This window comes from Flavobacterium sp. HNIBRBA15423, from assembly GCF_052655965.1.
Window position 1 is genome coordinate 2,170,131 of record NZ_CP199751.1, and the last position, 15,838, is coordinate 2,185,968.

General features: G+C 28.6%; 22 protein-coding genes. 15 read left to right on the forward strand and 7 right to left on the reverse strand.

The genetic code is table 11. The annotated features are described in order from the left end of the window. The first annotated feature begins 18 nt into the window (after window positions 1–18). Window positions 19–852, forward strand: a complete 834-nt coding sequence (gene prmA, locus ACULEV_RS09965) for a 50S ribosomal protein L11 methyltransferase (RefSeq protein ID WP_445454905.1) — start codon at window positions 19–21, stop codon at window positions 850–852. Between the two features lie 111 nt (window positions 853–963). Continuing rightward, entirely contained in the window at window positions 964–1,239 is a 276-nt protein-coding gene (locus ACULEV_RS09970; protein WP_445454906.1) for an ATP-dependent Clp protease adaptor ClpS, read from the forward strand. Between the two features lie 64 nt (window positions 1,240–1,303). Here the strand turns inward: ACULEV_RS09970 and ACULEV_RS09975 are convergent, their stop codons facing one another. The 3 genes from ACULEV_RS09975 to ACULEV_RS09985 form a co-directional block, all read right to left on the reverse strand. Further along, window positions 1,304–1,723, reverse strand: a complete 420-nt coding sequence (locus tag ACULEV_RS09975) for a lipocalin family protein (protein WP_445454907.1) — start codon at window positions 1,721–1,723, stop codon at window positions 1,304–1,306. Between the two features lie 176 nt (window positions 1,724–1,899). Then, on the reverse strand, window positions 1,900–2,313 hold the full coding sequence (locus ACULEV_RS09980) for a DUF6691 family protein (protein WP_445454908.1): 414 nt from the start codon (window positions 2,311–2,313) through the stop codon (window positions 1,900–1,902). A gap of 1 nt (window position 2,314) precedes the next feature. After that, on the reverse strand, window positions 2,315–2,872 hold the full coding sequence (locus ACULEV_RS09985) for a YeeE/YedE family protein (RefSeq protein ID WP_445454909.1): 558 nt from the start codon (window positions 2,870–2,872) through the stop codon (window positions 2,315–2,317). Between the two features lie 89 nt (window positions 2,873–2,961). Here ACULEV_RS09985 and ACULEV_RS09990 point away from each other — a divergent pair, with 89 nt between their 5' ends. From ACULEV_RS09990 to ACULEV_RS10005, 4 genes are all read left to right on the forward strand, one after another. Further along, window positions 2,962–3,444, forward strand: coding sequence for a DUF4199 domain-containing protein (locus ACULEV_RS09990; protein ID WP_445454910.1), 483 nt, complete (start codon window positions 2,962–2,964; stop codon window positions 3,442–3,444). A 3-nt stretch (window positions 3,445–3,447) separates the two neighbouring features. After that, window positions 3,448–3,906 carry a 2-dehydro-3-deoxyphosphooctonate aldolase gene (locus ACULEV_RS09995; RefSeq protein WP_445454911.1) on the forward strand — a complete coding sequence of 153 codons (459 nt, stop codon included), beginning with the start codon at window positions 3,448–3,450 and terminating at the stop codon, window positions 3,904–3,906. 95 nt (window positions 3,907–4,001) lie between these two features. Next, the gene (kdsA, locus tag ACULEV_RS10000) at window positions 4,002–4,820 is read left to right on the forward strand and encodes a 3-deoxy-8-phosphooctulonate synthase (RefSeq protein ID WP_445454912.1); all 819 of its coding nucleotides are present in this window, start codon (window positions 4,002–4,004) and stop codon (window positions 4,818–4,820) included. 110 nt (window positions 4,821–4,930) lie between these two features. Continuing rightward, window positions 4,931–5,779 carry a hypothetical protein gene (locus ACULEV_RS10005; protein WP_445454913.1) on the forward strand — a complete coding sequence of 283 codons (849 nt, stop codon included), beginning with the start codon at window positions 4,931–4,933 and terminating at the stop codon, window positions 5,777–5,779. Between the two features lie 53 nt (window positions 5,780–5,832). Here ACULEV_RS10005 and ACULEV_RS10010 read toward each other — a convergent pair whose 3' ends face one another. Both ACULEV_RS10010 and ACULEV_RS10015 read right to left on the reverse strand, forming a co-directional pair. Further along, on the reverse strand, window positions 5,833–6,183 hold the full coding sequence (locus tag ACULEV_RS10010; protein ID WP_445454914.1) for a DUF1801 domain-containing protein: 351 nt from the start codon (window positions 6,181–6,183) through the stop codon (window positions 5,833–5,835). Beyond that, window positions 6,183–7,559 carry a M28 family peptidase gene (locus ACULEV_RS10015; RefSeq protein WP_445454915.1) on the reverse strand — a complete coding sequence of 459 codons (1,377 nt, stop codon included), beginning with the start codon at window positions 7,557–7,559 and terminating at the stop codon, window positions 6,183–6,185. Before ACULEV_RS10015 ends, ACULEV_RS10010 begins: the two co-directional genes overlap by 1 nt. Window positions 7,560–7,706: 147 nt before the next feature. Between ACULEV_RS10015 and ACULEV_RS10020 the strand changes: the two genes are divergently transcribed. From ACULEV_RS10020 to ACULEV_RS10060, 9 genes are read left to right on the forward strand one after another with little or no spacing between them, the layout of a single operon-like run. Further along, window positions 7,707–8,318 (forward strand): hypothetical protein, encoded by a 612-nt coding sequence (locus ACULEV_RS10020; protein ID WP_445454916.1) that lies wholly within the window; start codon window positions 7,707–7,709, stop codon window positions 8,316–8,318. 10 nt (window positions 8,319–8,328) lie between these two features. Continuing rightward, a complete protein-coding gene (locus ACULEV_RS10025) occupies window positions 8,329–8,988 on the forward strand; it encodes a YiiX family permuted papain-like enzyme (RefSeq protein WP_445454917.1) in 660 nt (219 codons plus the stop codon). 56 nt (window positions 8,989–9,044) lie between these two features. Next, a complete protein-coding gene (locus ACULEV_RS10030; RefSeq protein WP_445454918.1) occupies window positions 9,045–9,665 on the forward strand; it encodes a SanA/YdcF family protein in 621 nt (206 codons plus the stop codon). Between the two features lie 9 nt (window positions 9,666–9,674). After that, window positions 9,675–9,971, forward strand: a complete 297-nt coding sequence (locus tag ACULEV_RS10035) for a winged helix-turn-helix domain-containing protein (RefSeq protein ID WP_140958964.1) — start codon at window positions 9,675–9,677, stop codon at window positions 9,969–9,971. 52 nt (window positions 9,972–10,023) lie between these two features. Next, window positions 10,024–10,479, forward strand: coding sequence for a hypothetical protein (locus tag ACULEV_RS10040; protein ID WP_445454919.1), 456 nt, complete (start codon window positions 10,024–10,026; stop codon window positions 10,477–10,479). Window position 10,480: 1 nt separating this feature from the next. Then, window positions 10,481–11,134 carry a DUF1361 domain-containing protein gene (locus ACULEV_RS10045; RefSeq protein ID WP_445454920.1) on the forward strand — a complete coding sequence of 218 codons (654 nt, stop codon included), beginning with the start codon at window positions 10,481–10,483 and terminating at the stop codon, window positions 11,132–11,134. Continuing rightward, window positions 11,121–11,429: a hypothetical protein gene (locus ACULEV_RS10050; protein ID WP_445454921.1), complete on the forward strand. Its 309-nt coding sequence runs from the start codon at window positions 11,121–11,123 to the stop codon at window positions 11,427–11,429. The genes ACULEV_RS10045 and ACULEV_RS10050 overlap by 14 nt, the downstream gene beginning before the upstream one ends. 29 nt (window positions 11,430–11,458) lie before the next feature. Further along, window positions 11,459–12,817: a cell envelope integrity protein CreD gene (gene creD / locus ACULEV_RS10055; RefSeq protein ID WP_445454922.1), complete on the forward strand. Its 1,359-nt coding sequence runs from the start codon at window positions 11,459–11,461 to the stop codon at window positions 12,815–12,817. 11 nt (window positions 12,818–12,828) lie between these two features. After that, entirely contained in the window at window positions 12,829–13,143 is a 315-nt protein-coding gene (locus ACULEV_RS10060) for a potassium transporter KefB (RefSeq protein WP_445454923.1), read from the forward strand. 39 nt (window positions 13,144–13,182) lie between these two features. Here the strand turns inward: ACULEV_RS10060 and ACULEV_RS10065 are convergent, their stop codons facing one another. Both ACULEV_RS10065 and ACULEV_RS10070 read right to left on the reverse strand, forming a co-directional pair. Beyond that, window positions 13,183–14,016 (reverse strand): endonuclease/exonuclease/phosphatase family protein, encoded by an 834-nt coding sequence (locus ACULEV_RS10065; protein WP_445454924.1) that lies wholly within the window; start codon window positions 14,014–14,016, stop codon window positions 13,183–13,185. A gap of 1 nt (window position 14,017) precedes the next feature. Then, a complete protein-coding gene (locus tag ACULEV_RS10070; RefSeq protein ID WP_445454925.1) occupies window positions 14,018–15,781 on the reverse strand; it encodes a discoidin domain-containing protein in 1,764 nt (587 codons plus the stop codon). Window positions 15,782–15,838 lie beyond the last annotated feature (57 nt).

The window sequence follows — 15,838 nt, forward strand, 5'->3', positions numbered from 1 at the left end:
TTTGCAAAAAATTATAGCATGTCAAACATATATATAGGATATTATTTCACTATTGAGCCAAGAGAATTAGGGTCAGAAATATTATTAGCAGAATTAGGAGAAACAGCTTTTGAAAGCTTTGTGGAAACAGAAACTGGTCTTTCTGCTTATGTTCAAAAAGAACTTTGGAACGAAAATATTTTAGATGATATTTATATTCTTGGAAATAATGAATTTACAATTTCATATACTTTTGAGGAAATAGATCAAGTAAATTGGAATGAAGAATGGGAAAAAAATTTTGAAGCTATAGAGGTAGACGGAAAATGTCATGTAAGAGCACCTTTTCATGAAAAAACAAATGCTAAATATGACATTGTTATAGAGCCAAAAATGAGTTTCGGAACTGGACATCATGAAACTACACATATGATGATTCAACATCTTTTGGAAACTGATGTTACAAATAAAAAAACTTTAGACATGGGTTGCGGAACTGCAATTCTCGCTATTTTAGCAGAAATGAAAGGTGCACAACCAATTGATGCTATTGATATTGACAATTGGTGCTATTTAAATTCGATTGAAAATGCTGAAAGAAATAATTGCAAGCATATTTCAGTTTATGAAGGTGATGCCTCTCTTTTAGTGGATAAAAAATATGATATTATCATTGCGAATATTAATCGTAACATTCTGTTGAATGATATGCAACAATATGTAGATTGTTTGAATACCAATGGAACTCTTTTTTTAAGTGGCTTTTATACGGAAGATATTCCAGTAATTGATGCCTCATGTACAGAAAAAGGATTAACATATAATAAGAAATTTGAAAAGAATAACTGGGTTGCTTTAAAATATACTAAGTAAGTAGTTAGTTGTTAATTAATAATCTTGACATATAATTCTACAAATAATTATTTTTTTAATAAATTTGCATTACTTAAATTTTAAGACTCTTAACCTTTTAAAATAAAGAAAATGAGCACGATAGAAAAAATACAAGAGGAAGTTTTAGTTGAAGAATTAGTTGGTTTAAATAATGAAATTGTTTTATACAATGACGATGTAAATACATTTGATCATGTAATTGATACACTAATTCGCGTTTGCGACCATGAAGCTTTACAAGCAGAACAATGTGCTTTATTAGTTCATTACAAAGGACAATGTGCTGTTAAAACTGGAAGTTATGATGAACTCAAACCACAATGTTCAGCTTTACTTGACGCTGGTTTAAGTGCAGAAATTCAATAAAATAAAAAATCCCAATAAAAATTTTATCGGGATTTTTTTATAACTAAAATTTGACTAGTATTCCTTATAGTTTTTTATAAATATAAATTACTTCTTTACCTTCAACTTCTGCCTTTATTTTTAAAGTAGTTGCATCTAACAAAAGTATTTCAGCTTTTTCTTTACCAGCATAAGGAAACTCAATGATTAAATTATTCTCTTCTTTTTTCCAGATTCCACTATCAATAGATACTTCACAGTTATCTGTTCCATAATAAAAGACATCGTTTACTTTTCCATCTTCAAAAAATTCTACATAATCTTTCCCACATCTTTCTTCATGCTCATAAGAAAATAAAAGTTCGGCTTCACTAACTTTCTTTCCCTCTTGATAATACTTCCATTTACCTATAACTGTTACTTCTGTAGTGTCAACTTTCTTAAATGATGACATAGCTAAGCTCAATGCTATAACCGAAATGAACATAATCGTTATTTTTTTCATAATCAATAGTTTATCTGTTAAGTTTATATCAAAAAAACAATAAAAAAATTAATTTTGAAAATAATTCACAAGATAACGTTGTAGAATAATGAAATTATTAATTTTAAAACAAAATAATTATTAATTTGAATTTAATTTCAATAAAAATCAAGAATTTGATAATATGAAAAATGAAATTAATGAGGAATTTTATCTTTTAAAATTCCGTACAGAAAGTTTCCTATTAATGCACCTAATAAAACAACGCCTATAGAAGCTACACCAGCACCTAAAAGTACAAAAATAGGCCCAGGACAACAACCAACTATTCCCCAACCTAATCCAAACATTGTTCCTCCAACAATATAACGAAACCTTGCTTTTTCTTTGTCTAGAATTTCAATTGGTAATCCTTTATAATCTTTTATTTCCCTTTCCTTAAAGAATCTAATTCCTACTACACCTGTTACTATTGCTGTAAAAATAATACCATACATGTGAAAAGATTGAAATTGAAACATTTCATAAATGCGATACCAAGAAATAGCTTCTGACTTAGTTAGAACAATTCCAAAAATAAAACCTACTAATACAAATCGTAATAATTTCATCTTAAAAAAATAAAGGAATTAAAAAATAAGAAGCTATCAAACCACCAATAAAAAAACCTATAACAGCAATTAACGACGGTAATTGTAAATTACTTAAACCAGTTATGGCATGACCAGAAGTACAACCACCAGCATAAGGAGTTCCAAAACCTATTAAAAGACCTCCTAATAATAAAATCATAAACCCTTTTACTGAAAACATAGTATCTATACTAAAAATAGCATCTGGAACAATTTTTCCATTTGGAATGTCTATATTCAATTGTTGTAATTGTTGTAATGTTTTAGGATTTAATTCTACAATGTGAGCACCATTTAAAAAATGAGTGGCAAAATAACCTCCTAAAATAGCTCCAAAAACTACAGCCAAATTCCATTTTTGTTCTCTCCAATCAAAATTAAAATAATTGGATTTCCGTTTGGCACCCAAAATAGTACATAATGTTCTTAAATTAGAAGACATCCCAAAGGTTTTCCCAAAATAAATTAACATTAACATAGTAATCCCTATCAAAAAACCTGATATAGACCAATGCCAAGTACCATAAAGTAACTCCATAAAACTAATTTTTGGCAAAGATAAAAAATCACATCATTTAATTCCAATTATAATAATTTATATTAATTTTGAATTCTAATAAATCAAACATGATACAATCTTTCAAAATTGAAATCAAATGGGCAATATTATATTCTATTGCTTACACCATATGGATGTACTTTGAAAGTAAAATGGGTTGGCACGATGCCAAAATAGGTCTTCAACCTTTGTATAATCTTTTATTTTTACCTATTAGTATTTTACTTATTGGACTTGCCATATTTGACAAAAAAAGAAATCATTATAAAAATGAAATGGATTGGAAAAAAGGTTTTGTTTCTGGAATTATATTATCCGTTTTAATAACCGTTTTAAATCCTGTAGTTTTATACATCACTTATAACTACATTTCTCCAGATTTTTTTGAAAATGCAATTAATGCATATGTATCTGAAGGCTTTCCATTAGAAAAAGCAAAGGCACAATATAATTTAAATACAGCTATTTCTAATAGTGTTTTTGATAAATTATCTTTTGGAGTAGTTATTTCAGCAGCGGTAAGCTATTTCATTAGAACCAAAAATAATTAAACTATGAGACTACTAATTCTAGGTATATTTTCTTTACTTTTCTTAGCTTGTACTAGTACAAAATCAACAATAAAAAACATTGATCCTAATGCAAAAAGACCTAAAATAGTTAATAATGCATTTGAAATAACTGAATATGCAAATGATTCAAATTATGGTTATGATGCCGATTATCCCATTAATTTGGGTCCTTTATTAGACAAACAAGAAGAAGCAAATATTAAATTGTTTTTTAACGCACTAGAGGGAGAAAATGGTGAAACAATCACATATACAAAAACGGAAACTTGTTGTCCTTTTCCTTCAAATACAAATAATATAGGTGCAGGAACTTTATCTATATATGAAGTGAATTTTAAAGGAATTCCTAAAAAAATAGCTCTTTATTTTAATATTTATGAAAAAGGACAAATTTTATGCCCAAAAGGTTTAAAAATAAAAAAAACAACACTACAGAATTAATAAAGTTAGAATCTTAAAACTATCTTAACTAAGCATTTAAACTGTAATTTAAAAGTTTTTTATTTCTATCTTTGCGGACGAAAAAATACAACATAATGAATTTAGAAAATATTCCTCAAATTAAACATACAAAAAGCGGTAATTTCTTTTTATTAGCTGGTCCTTGTGCTATAGAAGGAGAAGAAATGGCTATGAGAATTGCTGAAAAAATTGTAACAGTTACAGATAAATTAGAAATCCCTTATGTATTTAAAGGGTCATTCAAAAAAGCAAATCGTTCTAGAATTGACAGTTTTACTGGAATTGGTGATGAAAAAGCACTTAAAATCCTAGCAAAAATTTCAAAAGAATTTGGAGTACCAACAGTAACCGATATTCATACCAATGAAGACGCTACCATGGCTGCTGAATATGTTGATGTATTACAAATTCCTGCTTTCTTAGTTCGTCAGACGGATTTAGTTATTGCTGCAGCAGAAACAGGAAAAACAGTGAACTTAAAAAAAGGACAATTTATGAGTCCTGAAAGTATGAAACATGCTGTCCAAAAAGTTTTAGATTGCAAAAATGAAAATGTAATGGTGACCGATAGAGGTACAATGTTTGGTTACCAAGATATGATTGTTGACTTTAGAGGAATCCCTACAATGAAACAATATGCGACAACAGTATTAGATGTAACACATTCTTTACAACAACCAAATCAAACAGTTGGAGTAACAGGTGGTCGACCAGATATGATAGAAACTATCGCAAAAGCAGGAATTGCTGTAGGTGTTGATGGTATTTTTATTGAAACTCATTTTGATCCAGCAAATGCTAAAAGTGATGGAGCAAATATGTTACATTTAGATTACTTTGAAAGCTTAATGACAAAGCTTGTTGCTATTAGAAAAACTATTAACCAATTTTAATTCTTACTATTTTTATTGCTTTAGATTGAGTGTAAAACTTAATGATAAAGTAATTTATTGCTATTAGAAAGACTATTAACCAATTTTAATTCTCATTTTTTTTATTACTAATGAAAAAACAATCATTTTTAATGGTTGTACTAACTTTTTGTGTTTTTTCACAGTACGCCCTTTCCCAAGAGACAGTTGAAACGCCTGAAAAATACACCGCTCACAACAAAGGAAAATTTTATATCTTTTGGGGTGGAAATAGAGAAACATACTCAAAATCTGATATTAATTTTAAAGGATCCGATTACAATTTTACCATTTATGATGTAGAAGCACATGATAAGCCAAAAGGTTGGAATCTTGATTATGTTAATCCAGCTAGAATGACAATTCCTCAAACAAATTTTAGAATTGGTTATTTCATCAATGATCATTACAATATTTCAATTGGTCTTGATCACATGAAATATGTAATGAATAATAATAAAAGAGTAAATTATTCTGGTTATTATCCAAATGCAGGTAGTTATGATGAAAACCCAACAAATGATCAATTAACTTTAACAGAAGATTTTTTGTTATTTGAACACACTGATGGATTAAATTATATTAGCACTGAGGTTTCTAGAGTTGATGATATTTCAAAATACATTGGATTGCCTAATACCGATAAATTTCAAATTAATATAACTGAAGGTCTTGGTGGTGGTTTTTTATATCCAAAAACAAACGCTACTTTATTAGAGAAAGAAAGACATGATGATTTCCATATTTCTGGATATGGATTATCTGCAAAAGCTGGTCTAAATATCACCTTTTTTAAATACTTTTTTATCCAAGCAGAATTGAAAGGTGGCTACATAAATATGAATGATATTAGAACTACAAAAGATCCTATTGATAAAGCATCACAAGATTTTTGGTTTTTCCAAAGAACTATTGCTCTTGGAGGAATTTTTAGAATCTAAATTAAAATAACAAAATAACAGCCAAAGCACTCCTTTATAAAGAGTGCTTTTTTTTATTTATACAATTCTTTTACTTCTCTTATAGCTTCTCTCAAAATATAGTCTGGAATGGTATCCATTTCATAATAGCGCAATAACTTTACTACTGTTCTGTTTTCTACTATAAAATAATGCATATTCTGTTTCATTTTACTTCCATAAAAAAAACCAACATCAACATATTTCTTTTTAGCATTTACATTAAAATAAATAACAGGCCTTCCACTAAAATAGAAGAATGGAAGCTTCCATTTGTACAATAAATCAACATTAGGAAATTCTTGTTCCACTACTCCAGTCAAATAAAATAATATCTCTTGATATTCTGGTAATTGTCTAACTATGTATTCTTCAGCTGGTTTCATTAATCAATTCCATATTTATCCACCAAATACACTAAAGATGCCATAGTTGCTGCTCCTAATTCTAATTCCCTTTTATTAACTGAGTCAAAAATATCATTAGCAGCATGGTGATAATCAAAATAACGCTGTGAATCTGGTTGCAATCCAGCTTTAACTATATGTTTTGACTGTAATGGACCAATGTCAACACCTGTATGTCCTTCTACAAAACGGTGGATGAAATAGGGTTCAAACAAATTTTTCCAACTGGTTATTTTTAAAAAATTAGCTTCATCTGCTTCTAATGAGAATCCTCTTGGAGAAAAACCACCAGCATCGCTTTCTAAAGCAAAAATATGATTTTCATTATTAGTAGTAGCTAATTCAGCATATTTATGTCCTCCTCTATTTCCATTTTCTTCATTCATAAATAAGACAACTCTAAGTGTATTTTTAGGTTTATATTTTAAAGTTTTAAAAATAGATAGAATTTCCATGCTTTGAACCACTCCAGCACCATCATCTTGAGAACCATCTCCTAAATCCCATGAATCTAGATGACCTCCTATAACCATTATTTTATCTGGATTTTCACTTCCTTTAATTTCTCCCACTACATTGTAAGATAAAACATCTGGAAAAGTTTCACAAGAAAGCTTAAAATAAAATTCTAAAGACGCATTTTCTTTTAATTTTTCACTCAATAAATTTGCCCCATTTGTACTAATAGCTGCTGCGGGAATATATTTTTCTCTAGGTAAATCTCCATAATTAGTATTCCCTGTATGCGGATAATCATCTAAGCGTAAATTCATAGAACGTATAATTACACCTACTGCTCCTAATTTTGCCGCTTCTCTAGCACCCGAAGAGCGTTGATCAATACAACCTCCATAAGCTTTAAAAGTTTCAATATGAATGGGTGTCATAGGTCTATTAAAAAAAACTATTTTACCTTTTATTTTTTCTGAACCCAATGCAATCATTTCATCAATTCCTAGAACCTCAATTACAGATGCTTTCAAACCTTTCTTTGGGGTTGCCACCGAACTACCCAATGCACAAATTGGAACTTCAATTTTCTTTCCATTATTTTCAATGTAAGCTTGTTCTTTTTCTCCTCTAACCCAATGTGGCACTATCACTTCCTGAAGAAATACTCTATCTAAGCCTAATTTTTCTAATTCAACTTTTGTATAATTTACAGCCTTTTCAGCCGATTTTGAACCAGATAATCTTGAACCAATAGTATTTGACAAATGATCTAACCAAGAATAACATTTTGAATGTGTTAAAGCCTCGTTATAAATATTTCTTAACATTTTTTCATCTTCAGATTGTGCTGTTACTGAAAAACTAACCAATAAAAACAGTATTAAAACTATAGAAATTCGCATTATAAATGAATTATAAAATTAAACCTTAAAAATATCGCAATTATTTTAATTTTCAGTAAGAGAATTCATAAAACCATTTTTTTTAACAAAATAAGTTTTGGTTTATAGTAAAATTATTATTTACTTTGTATTTCAAAGTACTTTAAAATGGAAGCAAGTAAATATTTAAAAGACATTCAAGATATTAAAGAAATGATGAGCAAATCTACTCAGTTTATATCTTTGAGTGGTTTATCTGGAATTTTAGCAGGAATCTATGCTTTATTAGGTGCTGCTTATGTAAATTACCTAATTGTGAATCATTATGGTCGTTATATTACATTGGAAAGCAAAACTTTTAAATTAATTTTACTAACAGCTTTTATTGTATTAGTCCTTTCAGTTGGAACAGCTTACATTCTTACTGCAAAAAAAGCTAAAAAACTAGGGGAAAAAATTTGGAATCCAGCCTCTAAAAGAGTTTTAATAAATTTTGCGTTGCCTTTAATAACGGGAGGCATTTTTGCTGTCTTATTATTAAAAAACAAGTATTATGGACTTATTGCTCCAGTAACCTTATTATTCTATGGTTTAGCCTGTTTGAATGCAAGTAAATATACCTTACGAGATGTACGTTATTTAGGAATTACTCAAATTATATTAGGATTAATCGCTGTTGAATTCTCAGGATATGGGTTGTATTTTTGGGTAATTGGCTTTGGATTGTGTCACATTTTATATGGTAGTATTATGCATTATAAATACGATAGAAAAAATTAGAATTTAGAAAATGAAAAAGAAATATACACTATTTACAATTATAGCTTTTTTGACAATTTCATTATTGTATTTGTCAAACGAAGTTGATACTTCATTTAAAATAAGTAATAAGAAAACTCAAAGTAGTTTTAAAGATGGTGATATAATTTTCCAAACTTCAGAATCGGAACAGTGTGAAGCGGTAAGAATTGCTACCAATTCGAATTTTTCTCATTGTGGAATTATCTTTATTGAAAATGGTAAAACCTATGTTTATGAAGCAGTTCAACCTGTAAAAATGACTTTATTAAATGAATGGATTCAGCATGGAAAAGAAAGTAAATATGTAATAAAACGTTTGAAAAACGCTGATAAAGTTTTAACAAAGTCAGTTTTAGAAAAAATGAAATCCTATGGAAAAACATTGAATAATAAAAATTATGATTTGTATTTCGAATGGTCTAATGATAAAATATATTGTTCAGAACTAGTTTGGAAAATATACAAAGAAGGTGCTGACATAGAATTATGTCCAACCAAAAAACTAAAAGATTTCAATTTAAAACATCCAGTTGTTCAAAGTATAATGAAAAAACGTTATGGAGCAAAAATTCCTTATGAAGAAGATGTGGTTGCTCCATCACAATTATATGATTCGGAATTAGTAATAACCGTTTTTGATAATTATTAAAGAAGAGAATAGAGAATAGAGAATAGAGTAAAGAAAAAATTTAAAAAAGTACATATATGAAATACCTATTTCCTCTTTCTGTTTTTATTGTATTTTTTATTTGTGTTGCCAACAATTCAATTAAGAGAAGTGTACAAAATAAAGTGTTTTCCGATTTAAATTTGATACAGAAAAACAAAGTGGGTTTAGTACTTGGAACATCTAAATATTTAAAAAATGGAACGGTTAACTTATACTTTAAATATAGAATTGATGCAACTGTAGAATTGTATAAAAATAACAAAATTGAATGCATTCTTATAAGTGGTGATAATAGTAAGGAAGATTATGATGAACCAACCGATTTTAAAAATGAATTAATTAGCAAAGGAATTCCTGAAAATAAAATATTTTTGGATTATGCTGGTTTCAGAACATTAGATTCTGTGGTAAGAGCAAAACTGGTTTTTGGCTTAAATAATTTTACTCTAATTTCGCAGCAATTTCATAACGAAAGAGCATTATATTTAGCAAGAAAAAATGGAATTAATGCTATTGCTTATAATGCTAAAGATGTACCAAATAAATACGGAATTAAAGTAAAAATTAGAGAATATTTTGCTAGAACAAAGGTATTTATCGACATTCTTTTTAAGGTTAAACCAAAATTTATTGGCCCAAAAATTAAAATAATTTAAAAACAGTTTGTGAAAAATATCATTCAAAATATTAACAAAGCCTTTGATCACCGAATTCGTTTGGGTATCATGTCGATTTTAATGGTGAATGAAGATGCAGATTTTTCTACTTTAAAAGAATTATTAGGAGTTACAGATGGTAATTTAGCTAGCCATGCCAAAGCCTTAGAAAATGAAAATTATATTACTGTTGAAAAACAATTTATAGGAAGAAAGCCTAATACTAAATATATAGCCACAAAAGAAGGAAAAAAAGCATTTCAGGAACATATTGAAGCTCTTGAAAAATTAATATCAAATACGTAACTCTATTTTTTTATTCATTTACTTTGAAATTCAAAGTACTTTAAAAATAATTATGAAAGATAAAATCATCGAAAAAATGTACGAAATCAGTAAAAAGCCATATCAGAAATGGTTTAAGAAAAACGAGCCTTGGAAGACAACAAGTCAAGAATTAATTGAATTACCAGAACAATCACTAGGATTTCATCTAGGTAGTTTCTTATTGCGTTACAATTTTGAAATCCAAGAAAAATTAGAAGATCATGATGTATTTCATGTACTTACTAATACGGGTGTTTCTGTTGTAGAAGAAATAGGAATGCAATATTATTTATTGGGCAATGGAAAACGAAGTTTATACTTATTTATGGTCGTTACAACTGGTTTTTTATTCTACCCTAGACAATTTCACTATTATTTGAATCAATATGACAAAGGTAAAAAAGCACATCAATTCTATGATTTAGATTTTCAAAAAATGCTAACTATTCCTGTAAAAACTATTAGAAAAACTTTTAATATCATATAATATGCAGTCTATAATAAACACTTATCTATCAAATAAAAAAACAAATAGTTTACTTTTAAGCCTATCTATTTATTGTGGAATTTTATTGCTTTGTCGTGCTAAATTAACTCATTCTATCTTTTATTTTTTCTTAGTATGGAATTTGCTTCTTGCGGCTATTCCTTACTTGCTTTTACAATTTGCTAAACAAAGAATTCGACTTTTTGAAAATGTAAAAACCAGAGTACTCCTTTTTTTAAGTTGGCTATTGTTTTTACCCAATTCGTTCTATATTCTAACTGATTTTGTTCATCTACAAAAAGGAAATCCAACTTTCTTTTGGTTTGACTTAATACTATTATTTTCATTTTCTAGCCTTGGATTTCTATTTGGATTATTAGCAATACAAGAATTTAAAAACTGTTTCTCATTATTTCATTCCAATACTATCATCAAAGTTAGTATTCCAATTATTTGTTTACTAAGTGGTTTCGGAATTTATTTAGGTCGTTTTCTACGATTCAATAGTTGGAACATTCTTACAAATCCTTTCCAATTAATTATCGATTCTTTTCAGTCATTACTTTCAATTGAAGCTATTTTGTTTTCTGCTTTATATGGCAGTTTTATTTATATCACTTATCAAATTAAAAATAATATGTATGGAAGATTATAAAGACAAAATTATCAGCGATGGAAAATTGGCTAGAATAGTAGCATTAAGTTCATTTCTCATTGGAACATTAATTTTAGTAACGTACAAAATAACTAATGAAAATAATTTAGTAGTAATAGGTTTTTATTATGTCCTCATAGCCTTATTTCTAAATTCTATATTGTTTTTAAACTTGCTATATAACCTTTTCATATATCAGAAAAAATACGCTTTTCAACTAGGAAACATTGCTATACTGCTCTTAAATATTCCTATTACTCTGTTCTACTTAGAAATTGTTTTTAGAAAATTATAAATCAATCTAATTAATTTAATATATAACTCATGGAAAATCCTATTCAACATCAAAATCCAACTCAAGGTCCAAAACCTTCCTTTTTACAAAGCAATACAGCCAAAATGATTATGGTTGGTATGCTTACTTTATTTTTATTAATTCCTCTTACTCTAGTTCAAAGTCTTGTTCGCGAACGTTCTGAACGCAAGAATGAAGTCGTTTTTGACGTTAATGAATCTTGGGGAAGTGAAATTCATTTTTATGGTCCTATTCTTAAAATTCCGTACAAAACTTATACAGAAACTGCCATTGTTGATGAAAAAAGTAGAGAGACAATCATTCAGAAGAATGCTTCAATTCAAAATGCATATTTCTTTCCAAATGATTTAGAAAACAAAACTACTGTTGAAAAAGTAGATGATATAAAACGAGGTTTATATAATCCTATTGTTTTTAAAGCCAATATGAAATTCAGCGGATCATTTCAAGATGTAGCATTTGAAAAATTAAATATTAAATCGGAAGATATTCTTTGGGACAAAGCAACAATTTTAGTTAAAACAACCAATTTAAAGAGTATTAAAAGCGACTTAAAAATTGTACTTAACAAAAAAAATTACAGTTTAGAATCTAAAGCAGATGAAGACAACTATTTTGGTACACTAGAAACTGAAACTTTCACTTACAAATCTGGAGAAAAAATTGATTTTAATTTTAATATGAACTATAACGGAAGTAATAGCATTCAATTCATACCAGTAGGAAAAACTACAGTAAGTAGCATCAACGCTAATTGGGATTCACCTAGTTTTATAGGTAGTTTTGCAGCAAACGATACTACTAAAGAGATAACCAATGAAAACTTTCATGCCGATTGGAAAATTCTACATATTAATAGACCTTTTTCTCAACAATATGATAACAAAATTCCAGATTTAAAAAATTACTCTTATGGTGTAAAATTGATTGAAACAGTTGACCAATATCAGCAGAACGAACGGGCTTCAAAATATGGTTTTTTGGTTATTGGGTTAACCTTTTTAATCTTCTTTTTGATACAAACCATCAGCAAAAAAAGTATTCATATTTTTCAATATACCATGATTGGTTTGGCTTTAATTATGTTTTATACCTTATTAATTTCAATTACTGAACATTCTAGTTTTACTATTGCTTATGCAATTGCTGCAAGTGCGGTAATCATTATGCTTCTACTCTATTCTATTTCGGTCTTGAAAGAAAAGAAATTTCCATTGTTTATTTGTGCATCATTAATTGTTTTGTATAGTTTTATCTTTGTTATTATACAATTAGAAAATTATGCTTTATTGGTAGGAAGTGTTGGATTATTCTTAATTTTAGGAGCAATAATGTATTTTTCACGAAAAATTGATTGGAATAATTAAAAAAATATAATATGAATTCAATAAAATTATCAAACGTTTTAAAATTTGCGATTGCTGGTGCAATTATAGCATTTGTATTAATTTCAATTTTAGTATTTAGTGTTGATACACCCAATCCTGCTTGGGGAAAAAATTGGTTTGTAAGACCTCTTATAGTTACTCCATTGGTAACTTCATTTGGAGGTGTCTTTCTATACTTGATTAATTTAAAGAAAACCGATTCAAAAATTTTAAATTTGCTTTTATTTTTCTTTAGTGTTCTAGTTTTTATCTTCTTCCTTTGGATAGGAACGGTTTTAGGGTTAGATGGTACACTTTGGGACTAATAAAGCAAGAAAACCTGATTTTAAAAATCAGGTTTTCTTTTATTCAAAATTTACTAATACAGGTAAATGATCACTTGGATATTTGGAATCATAAAAATCGTCAATTATAGCTATTTTATTTACTTTTAAATTTGATTTTCTAGAATAAAAAACATAATCAATTCGATCGTTGCTTTCTTCTTGGAAACGAAATGCATTCCAAGTTCCTTTTGGTCCATAAGGTTTCTTAAGGGAAGTTTCATAACTGTCAAAAAAATTGTTTTTTAGAATTGAAATTGTTTTCTCTTCTTTAGGTGCATTAAAATCGCCTGTTAGAATAAAAGGAATTGTTTTAATTTTTAATAAGTTGGTACACAAATCAACAATCAACTTAGCCGAATTTTCTCTGGCTTGTAACCCTTGGTGGTCAAAATGCGTATTTGCCATCCAGTATTCTTTATTGGAATTTTTATTTTTAAACCTCCCATAAGTAACTATTCTGTAACACACTGCATCCCAACCTTTAGTCATTTTTTCAGGATTTTCAGAAAGCCAAAGTGTTTTTTGCTCCACTACATCAAAACTTTTTTTTCTATATAAAATACAAGAATATTCTGCCCATTCTCCTTCTTCTCTTGGCAAACCAATTGAGCTATATTCAGGTAAATTAGCTAAAATATAATCCAACTGAAATTTTTGTACTTCTTGTAAACCAATAAAATCAGCTTCATAATACTCTAATAAGGCTACTAGTTTTTCTTTTCTCAAATCCCAACTATTTTCTCCATCTTGTGCAGAACCTAATCGAATGTTATAGGACATTACATTTAAATCATTTTGAGCAAAAAGACTCATTGCAAAAACAAGAAAAAACACACTTAAAAATTGTTTCATATTACTCTACTTTTATAACTGCTGTTCTAGCACTAATTCCGTTGTTATTAAAGGCTTCAATTTGAAAATAATAAGCATCTGTTCTATCCATTCCTGTAAAAAAATAATCGTTTACACCATATACCATAATGCTTCCATATAATTTATCAGGAGATTTTCCAAAATAAATCACATAGCCATCAGCTTCGTTATTTTGTTGCCAACGCATCCATGAACTTCTTCGTTCTCCAAATTTATGCTTATCTGCTCTTAAAACCATAAAATTTTCAACTTCTTTAGGTTTTTCTCCAACTCCTTTTCCAAAAACTCTAAAACCACTTAGCGCAAATTTTCCAGTTGGCATTTTGATATTTTCTAAACGAAGAAATCTAGCTTTTACTGGTTTTTCGAGTTCTATATAATCATGAGGAACATCAATTTTATTTTGGCTTTTATCAATTAAAGTTGTCCATTTTTTTCCATCATTAGACATTATTATTTTATATTGATGAAAAACATTTAAACTTTTTCCCATAAATTCAGTATCTTGATCGGCATAATTAATTTGGATAGCATTAATAGTTGAAATTTCTCCCAAATCAGTTTGAAACCATTCTCCTTTATTTCCACTTTTAGCAGACCAATACGTTTTCATGTCCTCATCAACAGCAAAATTAGGCTGAAAACCACCTAAAGTGGATGAAACTTGTACTGGTTTGTTATAATTTAACAACATCCATCCTGAAAATAATCCTTTAGTAAAATCTTTTCCTTTTGCAAATTCTGGTAAAAACGTGGGATAATCACCAAAAGCCGTATTACAATACATTACATCATCTTTATCAAAACCAGCAGGCCAAATACCAATTCTTCTTTCAAAGTTATTCTTTTGCCCTAAAATAACAGTAGAAACGTGCCACCAATTTCCAAAATTATCTTGATAAGTTGCTCCGTGACCTGCTCCACGAGCAAAACCTCCAGGTTTATATGAAAAAGGATTATGCGATTGATATGCAAATGCATCCAATGGATTTTTGCTGGTGTAAACACCATCTGCGTAACCACTAAATTCAGTTGCTGGTGCACCATATTGCAAGTAATACTTATTGTTATATTTTGTCATCCAAGCACCTTCCATAAAAGGTTGTAAAAAAGTATTGTCGTTATACTCACCAAAACGCTCCCAACCATGATCTTCAGGGTGCAAAGATATCATGGGCTTTACATATCCTTCCGATTGTAATGTTTTTGTATTAATTTCTGTTCCTAAAATAGGGAATTCGTTACTTGATCCCCAATATAAATAAAGTTTATCTTTCTCTTCATCATATAAAAAACCTGGATCCCAAGCTCCAACTTTAAAGTCTTCCACAGCTACTTCCCAATCATCTGTAGTACCATCCTTCGTTTTATAAAGTGAAAAATAAGGTCCATGAGTTGAACCAATTAAATACATTTCATCTTTCATCACAAAAGCAGCTGGTGCACATAATTCATCATAAACTTTAGCATCTGGTTTTAAAAATTTGCGAAATACAAAATTCCAATTTAGCATATTATCGCTCCACCAATAACCCCATTGATTAGTAGAAAATAAAAAGTATTTTCCTTTAAAGTTAACGATAACTGGGTCAGCAGTTGCTCTATGCTTACCTTGAGTAATCATATTAGGAATAGGACAATACCCATAATCTACATTAATAGGATTGCAATATGTTTTTTGTTGAGAAAAACCTAATGAGGTAAAAAATAATATGAAACCAAAAATGAAATTGGATCTTTTCATAACTAGACAATCTTTTAAAAAAGAGACTGTCCGAAAAGTATATTTTTTGTCAATCTG